This window comes from Aliivibrio sp. SR45-2 (genome assembly GCF_963890165.1).
GTDB lineage: Bacteria > Pseudomonadota > Gammaproteobacteria > Enterobacterales > Vibrionaceae > Aliivibrio > Aliivibrio salmonicida.
In genome coordinates, this window is the sequence record NZ_CAWPRC010000155.1 from 33,706 (window position 1) to 43,800 (window position 10,095).

The following is a 10,095-nucleotide window of genomic DNA, read 5'->3' on the forward strand; positions in this document are numbered from 1 at the left end:
AGAATTTATTGTGCGCTAGTAGCTCAGCTGGATAGAGTACTTGGCTACGAACCAGGCGGTCGGAGGTTCGAATCCTTCCTGGCGCACCATTATTTACTGCCGTAACAGTTTATCTAGAGGATAAATTGGTGCGAGAGACAATCAGAATTTATTGTGCGCTAGTAGCTCAGCTGGATAGAGTACTTGGCTACGAACCAGGCGGTCGGAGGTTCGAATCCTTCCTGGCGCACCATTATTTACTGTCGTAACGGTTTATCTAGAGGATAAATTAGTTGCGAGAGACAATCAGAATTATTGTGCGCTAGTAGCTCAGCTGGATAGAGTACTTGGCTACGAACCAGGCGGTCGGAGGTTCGAATCCTTCCTGGCGCACCATTCTTTTAAAAAGCCTGATCTTTATGATCAGGCTTTTTTTATGCCTGTAATATGAGTAAGTTAAGTAATTGAGTCTATTATTAAATAGATTGAATTGTAGGTTATTATTAGGTAACTTGATTGTAATCAACTTATTTGTAAGTAAAAAATAGCAGTGTATGGATACATCTCGCTATAATATTCTTTTTTGAATATATTGTGATCGTTTCGCATTTGACAAATTTGTTGATGTCGAGATAATCATTCTTTCTTTTTAGAATAAAAGAACACAATTAATTAGTTCGCTACAACTAAATTATACATTGTCACTATCATCAAAAAGGAATAAAAGATGACAGACATTGGAAGTCTACTATGGGAAGCAGCAACGCTAATGCTAACAGGCATGGGCGTTGTATTTATATTCCTCACCATCCTCGTCTATCTAGTTCAACTTATGTCTAAGTTACTGCCTGTGGAGTTACCTCCAAAACAGGTATTGGCTGTTCAAAAAGTTCAGAATCCCGATCAAACAACAGTTCAGCCTCAAATTATAGCTGCTATTTCTGCTGCGGTTAAATTACACCGCCAAAAGAATCGATAAACTGTTTTAGGAAAATCATTACAAGGAGTTTGTAAGTATGTCTAAACCACTTTCTATCACTGATGTGGTACTTCGTGACGCCCACCAATCACTCTTCGCAACTCGTATGCGTGTTGAAGATATGCTTCCAATTGCAGAGCAGTTGGATAAAATCGGTTATTGGTCATTAGAAACTTGGGGTGGGGCAACATTTGATGCCTGTATTCGTTATTTAGGTGAAGATCCATGGGAACGTTTACGATTACTTAAAAAAGCGATGCCAAATACACCAATGCAAATGTTACTTCGTGGCCAAAACTTATTAGGTTACCGCCATTATGCTGATGACGTTGTTGAAAAATTTGTAGAGCGAGCTCACTGTAACGGTATGGATGTATTCCGTATTTTTGATGCAATGAATGACGTTAGAAACTTTCAAACAGCAGTAAAAGCAACAATTGATGTTGGTGCTCATGCTCAGGGCACTCTTTCTTACACAACAAGTCCTGTTCATAATTCAGATACATGGGTTGATTTAGCAAAACGTCTTGAAGATTTAGGCTGTCATTCTCTTTGTATTAAAGATATGTCTGGTCTACTTAAACCTTATGAAGCTGAAGAACTTATTACTCGAATTAAATCGTCTTGTGATGTACCACTTGCTTTACATAGTCACGCGACAACAGGATTATCTACCGCCACAGCCTTAAAAGCGGCAGAGGCTGGCATTGATATTTTAGATACGGCTATTTCATCCATGAGCCAAACTTACGGTCATACTCCAACTGAAACGGTTGTTGCTATGCTAGAAGGGACAGGGCGCGATACAAATCTTAACCTTGAGCAACTTGAACCAATTGCCACCTATTTCCGTGAAGTTCGTAAAAAATACGCAAAGTTTGAAGGACAAATGAAAGGCGTCGACTCTCGAATTCTCATCGCTCAAGTTCCGGGTGGGATGTTGACGAATATGGAAAGTCAGTTAAAAGAGCAAGGTGCAGCTGACAGATTAGATGAAGTGCTAATTGAGATCCCTAAAGTTCGTAAAGATCTAGGTTATATCCCATTAGTTACTCCAACGTCACAAATTGTAGGCACTCAAGCGGTAATTAATATCCTTACTGGAGAGCGTTATAAGAGTATTACAAAAGAAACTGCAGGTGTCCTGAAGGGAGAGTATGGCTCAGCGCCTGCTGCCGTTAATGCAGAGCTACAGACTCGTGTTTTAGAAGGTGCGGAGCCGATTACCTGTCGTCCTGCCGATTTATTAGCGGCCGAGTTACATACCTTAACGGATGAACTGATTGCTAAAGCAAAAGAAGATAATATCGCTTTAGCGGAAGAGCAAATTGATGATGTACTTACTTATGCTCTATTTCCTCAAGTGGGTCTTAAATTTCTTAAAAATCGTAATAATCCTGATGCCTTTGAACCTGCCCCTGGAACTGAAGTTGAATCAGCGACTAATGTTGTAAAAGCAAATACGGCTAAAGGTGGTGTTGAGGCTTATAGCGTTAAAGTTGATGGTCAAATCTATAATGTAGAAGTGGGGCCGCAAGGCGTTATTTCGTCTGTTGAACCAATATCAGCACAAACAGCACCGGTTCAATCTCCTCAACTTTCGGCAGTTGACGCGGAATCGGTTGATGCGCCATTAGCAGGAACTATCTTTAAGGTACTTGTACAAGCAGGTGCTGAAGTTGCTGAAGGTGATGTGTTACTTATACTTGAAGCGATGAAAATGGAGACAGAGATCAGAGCATCACGTAATGGTACCGTTCAAGATATTTTAACTAAAGAGGGCGATGCAGTAGCAGTTGGTACACCATTGCTTTCTCTAGCCTAAGGTAAGTAAACATGGATGGTTTATTAATATTATGGAATGAAACGGCGATTGCTAATTTTAAGTTTGAACAACTTATTATGATTTTTGTCGGTTGTGGGCTTTTATTTTTAGCAATACGTAAAGGGTTTGAGCCTTTATTGCTGTTACCTATTGGTTTTGGTGCAGTCTTAGCAAATATACCGAATGCAGGGTTTACCGATCCTGGTGGACTTTTGTATTACGTTTATTATGTCGGGATTGAAACGGGAGTCTTCCCACTTTTGATCTTTATGGGTGTAGGAGCGATGACGGACTTTGGTGCCTTAATTGCAAACCCAAAGACTCTATGGTTAGGTGCCGCGGCTCAAGTAGGTATTTTTGCTACGTTGTTCGGTGCCATATTACTTAATTTTGTGCCAGGAATGGAATTCTCATTAGCAGATGCTTCGTCAATCGCCATTATTGGTGGTGCAGATGGACCGACTGCCATTTTCTTAGCAAGTAAGCTTTCTCCTGATTTATTGGGGGCGATTGCGGTTGCTGCTTATAGTTATATGGCTCTCGTTCCAATTATCCAGCCACCGATAATGAAAGCGTTGACTACGCCGGAAGAACGTCAAATTAAGATGGCTCAATTACGTCATGTTAGTAAGGCAGAGAAAATCATTTTCCCACTTGCTGTTTTACTGATGACTATTTTGTTTTTACCTTCAGCAACGCCACTCGTTGGTATGTTCTGTTTAGGTAATTTAATGAAAGAATCAGGTGTGGTTGATCGTTTATCGAATACGGCTCAGAATGAATTGATCAATATAGTAACGATTTTCTTAGGTTTAGGGGTCGGATCAAAATTAAAAGCAGAAACGTTCCTTAATGTAGAAACGTTAGGTATTTTACTATTAGGTGCTGTTGCCTTCAGTGTGGGTACTGCTGGCGGTGTTATCATGGCTAAAATATTGAACAAGTATTCAAAAGAAGACATTAACCCATTAATTGGTGCTGCAGGTGTTTCCGCCGTGCCAATGGCGGCACGTGTTGTTAATAAAGTCGGTCTTGAGGCTAATCCTCAAAACTTTTTGTTAATGCATGCGATGGGACCGAATGTGGCTGGGGTTTTAGGTTCTGCAGTTGCTGCGGGTATTCTCTTAGCTCTTGTTGGATAGTTCCAAATAAAACTTAACAATAAAAGGGTGCAGATGCGCCCTTTTTTATTTTATGCTGTAGCAATATAAATCGTAATCAATGGAATTAATTCAGTCATGTTTGATTGGTTCAATGCAGATTCAGCATTATGGGTATTATTTAGTTCTGGGTTTTTAAGTGCTACTTTATTACCTGGGGCGTCAGAAGCCAGTTTAATTGCTACGTTAAAATTAGACAGTTTTTCAATGTGGACAGTTATTACAGTCGCAACATTAGGAAATACTTTAGGAGGGATAACAAATTATTGGCTTGGTTTGTTACTTCCTGATAAAACTTCTTCACAGAAACACGGTCATAAAGCCATAGAATGGATAAAGAAATACGGTTATTGGACGTTATTATTTAGTTGGTTACCCGTGATCGGCGACCCTTTATGCTTGGCCGCTGGGTGGTTAAGAATGAAGTTTTTACCATGCGTGATTTTAATTGGGATAGGAAAGGCTGCTCGATACGTACTGTTGTCGCTTGCCGTGAATGGGATTTTATAGGAATTAAAATGAAAAAATTACTTTGTGTATCGATTGCATTGGCTTTAGTAGGGTGCAGTAATTCAGAATTTGAAGCACCAAAAACATCAGATTTACCGCAAGGTGTAACGCTTGTAGAGCAAGTTTTACCCAAAGAAGGCTCAACGGTTATCCCATACCAAAAATATACATTAGAAAATGGGTTAACGGTTATTTTAAGTCCTGATAGTTCAGATCCTCTTGTTCATGTCGATGTCACTTACCACGTAGGATCGGCTCGTGAAGATATTGGGAAATCTGGTTTTGCACACTTTTTTGAACACATGATGTTCCAAGGTTCAGAGCATGTCGGTGATCAGCAACACTTTAAAATTATCACAGAAGCCGGTGGAACACTTAACGGCACAACGAATCGTGATCGTACGAACTATTTTGAAACGGTCCCTGCAAATCAGCTAGAAAAAATGTTGTGGTTAGAATCCGATAGAATGGGATTCTTGATTGATGCGGTATCTCAGAAAAAATTCGAAATACAACGTAGTACGGTTAAGAATGAACGAGGACAGAATTACGACAATCGTCCTTATGGCTTGATTTATGAGCGAATGGGCGAGGCATTATTTCCACAAGATCACCCTTATTCATGGCAGACGATTGGTTATGTTGAAGATCTTGACCGTGTAGATGTGAATGATTTGAAAGCATTTTTCTTACGTTGGTATGGCCCAAACAATGCGGTTATTACCATTGGTGGTGACCTAGACAGTAAGCAAACATTAGAGTGGGTAAATAAATACTTTGGTACTATTCCAAGAGGCCCTGAAGTTGAGAACGCACCAAAACAACCAGTGACGTTAACGGAAGATCGTTTTATTACATTGGAAGATCGAATTCAACAGCCAATGGTTATGATTGGGTGGCCAACGACGTATCGAGGTGAAGAAACAGAGGCAAGTCTTGATATGCTTGCGACTTTACTGGGTAATGGTAAAACGAGTTTAATGTATCAAGAGCTAGTCAAAACAGGTAAAGCGGTCGATGCCGGCGCTTTTCATGATTGTGCTGAATTGTCTTGCACCATGTATGTTTATGCAATGACGGACTCTAGTGATAAAAACGATTTAGCAACGGCTTATCAAGAGGTCATGGATGTTCTGGATAAATTTGAAAAAGAGGGAGTATCGCAAGAAGATCTCGCTGAAGTTCAAGGAAGTGCAGAAGCAGGAGCAATATTTGGATTGCAATCAGTTTCAGGAAAAGTCTCTCAATTAGCATCAAATGAAACTTTTTATGGTAATCCTAACCAATTAGAAGCGCAGCTCGCAGAATTGAAAGCCGTGACTCCTGATAAAGTATCGCAAGCATTTGATACTTACATTGCAAATAAATATAAAGTGACGCTGAGTGTAGTACCAAAAGGTAAAACACAGCTTCAAGTTAGAAAACCAAACTTTATTACTCCTAAACGAGATCTTCCTGAGTATCAAAAAATTGATGAAAACAGCTTAGATGTACGTAAAGCCGTCGATAATTTTGATCGTTCAGTGATGCCTCAACCATCAAAAGCTGTGACAGCAAAAACACCTGATATTTATCGAGCTAAATTAGCCAATGGCATTGAAGTGTTGGGATCGGAAGCAATCGAAACACCTACAGTGCAGTTACAAATATCAATACCTGCTGGTAACCGCTATGTTTCCCGAGGAAAAGAAGGGTTAGCATCACTGACGGCTTCTATGATGGAAGAAGGTACGGTTAAATCTAGTTCAGAAGATATTCAAAAGAGACTGGATAAATTGGGCAGCAGCATCTCTTTTAATTCTGGTAGCTATACCACTGCGATATCAATTTCATCATTGACTAAAAATCTAGATGAAACGCTTAGTATAGTGAATGAAATGCTATTTTCTCCGGCATTTAAACAGTCTGATTTTGATCGTTTACAGAAGCAAGCAATCGAAGGTTTAGTTTACGATCATCAAAAACCAGCATGGTTAGCATCACAAGCAACACGCGAAGTTCTCTTTAAAGGCACCATATTTGATCGCTCCCCTGATGGAACGATGGAATCGGTGAAAAGTTTGACGTTATCTGATGTTAAGGCGTTCTATAAGAAACGCTACACTCCGATTGGTACTCAAGTTGTGTCGGTTGGTGATGTGCAAAAATCAGACTTAATCTCTAAGCTCTCTTTTCTATCTACATGGGAAGGTTCAGCACCAAGTTTGTTAGCTCCGCAGCAATTACCTACGCTAGCGGGACAAAAAATATATTTAATTGATAAGCCGAACGCTCCGCAAAGTGTGGTTCGTTTTGTTCGCCAAGGCATTCCATTTGATGCAACTGGTGAATTGTATCAAACACAACTTGCTAATTTTAACTTAGCGGGCAACTTCAATAGCCGAATCAATCAGAATTTGCGTGAAGATAAAGGCTATACCTATGGCGCAGGTGGTTATTTAATGGGGAATAAAGAAGTCGGCATGGCTATCTTTTATGCTCAAGTTCGAGCTGATGTGACTCTTGAATCGATCAAAGAATTTATTTCTGAAATGGATAAATATAAGAACGATGGAATGACAATGGATGAACTAAACTTTATGCGTTTAGCGGTTGGTCAACAAGATGCATTGAAATACGAAACACCAAGCCAAAAAGCGAATCTTCTAGGTAAAATATTAACCTATTCATTAGATGAAGATTTTATTGATGAGCAAAATACATTAATTGCGACATTAGGTAGAGAGGATTTGAATGCGTTGGCTTCTAAGTGGTTTGACCAAACTCAATATCAAATTATTGTGGTTGGAGATGCTAAGTCATTAACCCCTAAATTAAAAACGTTAGGTTTACCAATCGAATCTATCACGGTGAATAAATAGTATTTAATATGCAGCAGTCATTATTAATACTAATTACTGCTCTTTTTTTATTATTCAAACACTAGTAAAATTTGCTACTATCCTAGGATAAAGATCTTAGATCTACCTCAATAGCGAGAATGTATTTTGACCGAATTTACTAACCGATTACAGAAAGTCGCGTCTAATCCCAAAGCCTTTAAAAATACTGGCCGTGGTATTGAAAGAGAAACACTTCGTTTTACTCTTGATGCTGCACTGTCTTCAAAACCACATCCAGCAGGCGTAGGTTCAGCACTCACTCACAAATACATTACAACGGATTTTGCTGAGTCATTATTAGAATTTATTACGCCGGTATCTCATGATGTTAAAACGGTATTAAAGCAATTAGAAGATGTGCATCATTACACGGTCTCTCATATGGGAGAGGAAAAATTGTGGCCGCTGTCTATGCCATGTTTTGTGAGCAAAGATGATGACATTACTTTAGCGCAGTATGGTAAATCTAATGTTGGTCAATTAAAAACGACTTACCGTGAAGGTTTAAAGCGCCGTTATGGCAGTGTGATGCAGGTCATTTCTGGTGTTCATTTTAACTTTTCTTTTTCGAATGAATTTTGGGACGAATTACTGGGTGAGCAAACTGAAAAAGATCGTCAAGATTCAGTATCTGATGCTTATTTTGGGTTGATCCGTAATTACTACCGCTTTGGGTGGTTGATCCCTTATTTCTTTGGTGCTTCTCCTGCATTGTGTGGTTCTTTTATTCAAGGTAGAGAAACGACAATGAATTTTGAATCACTAGGTAAAACATTGTATTTACCTTATGCAACATCATTAAGATTAAGCGATCTTGGTTATACAAATGATGCTCAAAGTGATTTGAAAATCAGTTTAAATAGTATCGATGAATATATTGAAGGCTTGAATAAAGCGATTCGCACTCCATCGGAAGAGTTTGCAAAAATAGGTTTAAAAGAGGGTGATAAACACATCCAATTAAATGCGAATGTGTTGCAGATTGAAAATGAATTGTATGCTCCAATTCGCCCTAAGCGTGTCGCTAAACCAGGTGAAAAGCCTTCAGAAGCATTAGAGCGTTCGGGGATTGAATATATAGAAGTTCGATCTTTAGATGTAAACCCATTTAGCCCTATTGGTGTAGATGAAGATCAAGTTCGATTCTTAGACCTTTTCTTAACATGGTCTGTACTCACTGATTCTGCTCCTATGGATGATAGTGAAATGGCGTGTTGGAAAGACAATTGGAATAAGATTGTTGAACTGGGACGTAAGCCTGGGTTAGAGCTTCAAATTGGTTGCCAAGGGGAGCGTTTAACTCAGAAAGCATGGGCTGAACGAGTTTTTGATGATCTATTCACAATAGCTAAAAAAATGGATGCCGTTAATGGTGATGATGCATACCAACAAACTCATCAACGACTAAGTGCGATGATAGATAATCCAGAGTTAACTATTTCAGGTCGTCTACTTGCTGAAACGAAGAAGGCTGGTGGTATTGGTATTATTGGTTGTAAATTGGCAATACAACATCGCCAAGCGCATTTAGATCATAAATACAGCTTCTATACTAAAGATGAGTTGGATGCAGAGGTAGAGCGTTCTGTTCTGGCTCAGAAAGAAATTGAGGCCAGTGATACAATGCCTTTTTCAGAGTATTTAGATGATTATTTCAATTATTTGAAATAAAACAAATATCGTATAACAAGCACTGTTATCCTAAATGAATAGCAGTGCTTTTTTATTGAGTAAAAAATGAATTATAAATTTTCACTAATTATTGTCGCCTTAGTTTCGTTATCTGGTTGTGCTACGGCGCCGCCGACAAAGCAGGATAACCTTTGCGAGATCTTTCGAGAGAAAGGCGGATGGTATGATGATGCTAAAGACATGAATGAAGAATACGGCACTCCAATTAATGTTGCTATGGCTATCATGAAGCAAGAGAGTAGCTTTCGCTCAGATGTCCGTCCACCAAGAACAAAATTGTTAGGGTTTATACCTTGGAGTCGTCCTAGTTCTGCTTATGGTTATGCACAAGCTCAAGACCCTGTATGGGGCGAGTATGAAGATGAAACCGGTGGGGGATCTCGCAGTAGTTTTGATGATGCGATAATGTTTATAGGTTGGTATACTGACGGAAGCCAAAAGCAACTAGGTATCTCAAAGTGGGATCCTTACAATCAATATTTAGCTTATCACGAGGGTCGCGGCGGCTATAAGCGCAAAAGCTACCAAAAGAAACCTCAATTGATTAAAATTGCCCGTAGGGTTGAATCTCAAGCAAAAACGTATGGTTGGCAATTAAAACAATGTAAAGTTGAGCTTGAAAGACAAAGTAGTTGGTGGTGGTAAGTCACCGCTATCCATAAATTAAAGGAATAAATTATGCCATTATTAGACAGTTTTACTGTAGATCATACCCGTATGGAAGCACCCGCGGTACGTGTTGCAAAGAAAATGCAAACGCCTAAAGGTGATACTATCACCGTATTTGATTTACGCTTTACTGCACCAAATAAAGATATTTTATCTGAAAAAGGCATTCACACATTAGAGCATCTATATGCAGGGTTCATGCGTAATCATTTGAATGGTACGGATGTAGAAATTATTGATATTTCACCAATGGGATGTCGTACTGGTTTTTACATGAGCTTAATTGGTACACCTGTAGAACAAACGGTTGCTAACGCTTGGATTGCATCAATGGAAGATGTTCTTAATGTTGAAGATCAGAATAAAATACCTGAATTAAATGAATATCAATGTGGTACA

General features: G+C 39.1%; 8 protein-coding genes and 3 tRNA genes. All 11 read left to right on the forward strand.

Going from position 1 to position 10,095, the window contains the following annotated elements; translation table 11 throughout:
- The first annotated feature begins 12 nt into the window (after positions 1-12).
- Positions 13-89: transfer RNA gene (locus AACV33_RS11290), tRNA-Arg, on the forward strand.
- 66 nt (positions 90-155) lie between these two features.
- Positions 156-232 (forward strand) — tRNA-Arg (locus tag AACV33_RS11295).
- Positions 233-298: 66 nt separating this feature from the next.
- Positions 299-375: transfer RNA gene (locus AACV33_RS11300), tRNA-Arg, on the forward strand.
- A gap of 331 nt (positions 376-706) precedes the next feature.
- A complete protein-coding gene (locus tag AACV33_RS11305; protein ID WP_065610063.1) occupies positions 707-958 on the forward strand; it encodes an oxaloacetate decarboxylase subunit gamma in 252 nt (83 codons plus the stop codon).
- A gap of 37 nt (positions 959-995) precedes the next feature.
- On the forward strand, positions 996-2,783 hold the full coding sequence (gene oadA / locus AACV33_RS11310) for a sodium-extruding oxaloacetate decarboxylase subunit alpha (RefSeq protein WP_065610065.1): 1,788 nt from the start codon (positions 996-998) through the stop codon (positions 2,781-2,783).
- An 11-nt stretch (positions 2,784-2,794) separates the two neighbouring features.
- A complete protein-coding gene (locus AACV33_RS11315; protein WP_017020679.1) occupies positions 2,795-3,925 on the forward strand; it encodes a sodium ion-translocating decarboxylase subunit beta in 1,131 nt (376 codons plus the stop codon).
- 96 nt (positions 3,926-4,021) lie between these two features.
- The gene (locus tag AACV33_RS11320; protein ID WP_012549448.1) at positions 4,022-4,453 is read left to right on the forward strand and encodes a YqaA family protein; all 432 of its coding nucleotides are present in this window, start codon (positions 4,022-4,024) and stop codon (positions 4,451-4,453) included.
- Between the two features lie 8 nt (positions 4,454-4,461).
- A complete protein-coding gene (locus AACV33_RS11325) occupies positions 4,462-7,314 on the forward strand; it encodes a M16 family metallopeptidase (protein ID WP_065610067.1) in 2,853 nt (950 codons plus the stop codon).
- A 126-nt stretch (positions 7,315-7,440) separates the two neighbouring features.
- On the forward strand, positions 7,441-9,006 hold the full coding sequence (gshA, locus tag AACV33_RS11330; protein WP_017020677.1) for a glutamate--cysteine ligase: 1,566 nt from the start codon (positions 7,441-7,443) through the stop codon (positions 9,004-9,006).
- 66 nt (positions 9,007-9,072) lie between these two features.
- Positions 9,073-9,672 (forward strand): transglycosylase SLT domain-containing protein, encoded by a 600-nt coding sequence (locus tag AACV33_RS11335; protein WP_012549451.1) that lies wholly within the window; start codon positions 9,073-9,075, stop codon positions 9,670-9,672.
- A 33-nt stretch (positions 9,673-9,705) separates the two neighbouring features.
- Positions 9,706-10,095, forward strand: a 390-nt coding sequence (luxS, locus tag AACV33_RS11340; protein WP_182700227.1) for an S-ribosylhomocysteine lyase, incomplete at its 3' end; no start/stop codon positions are given.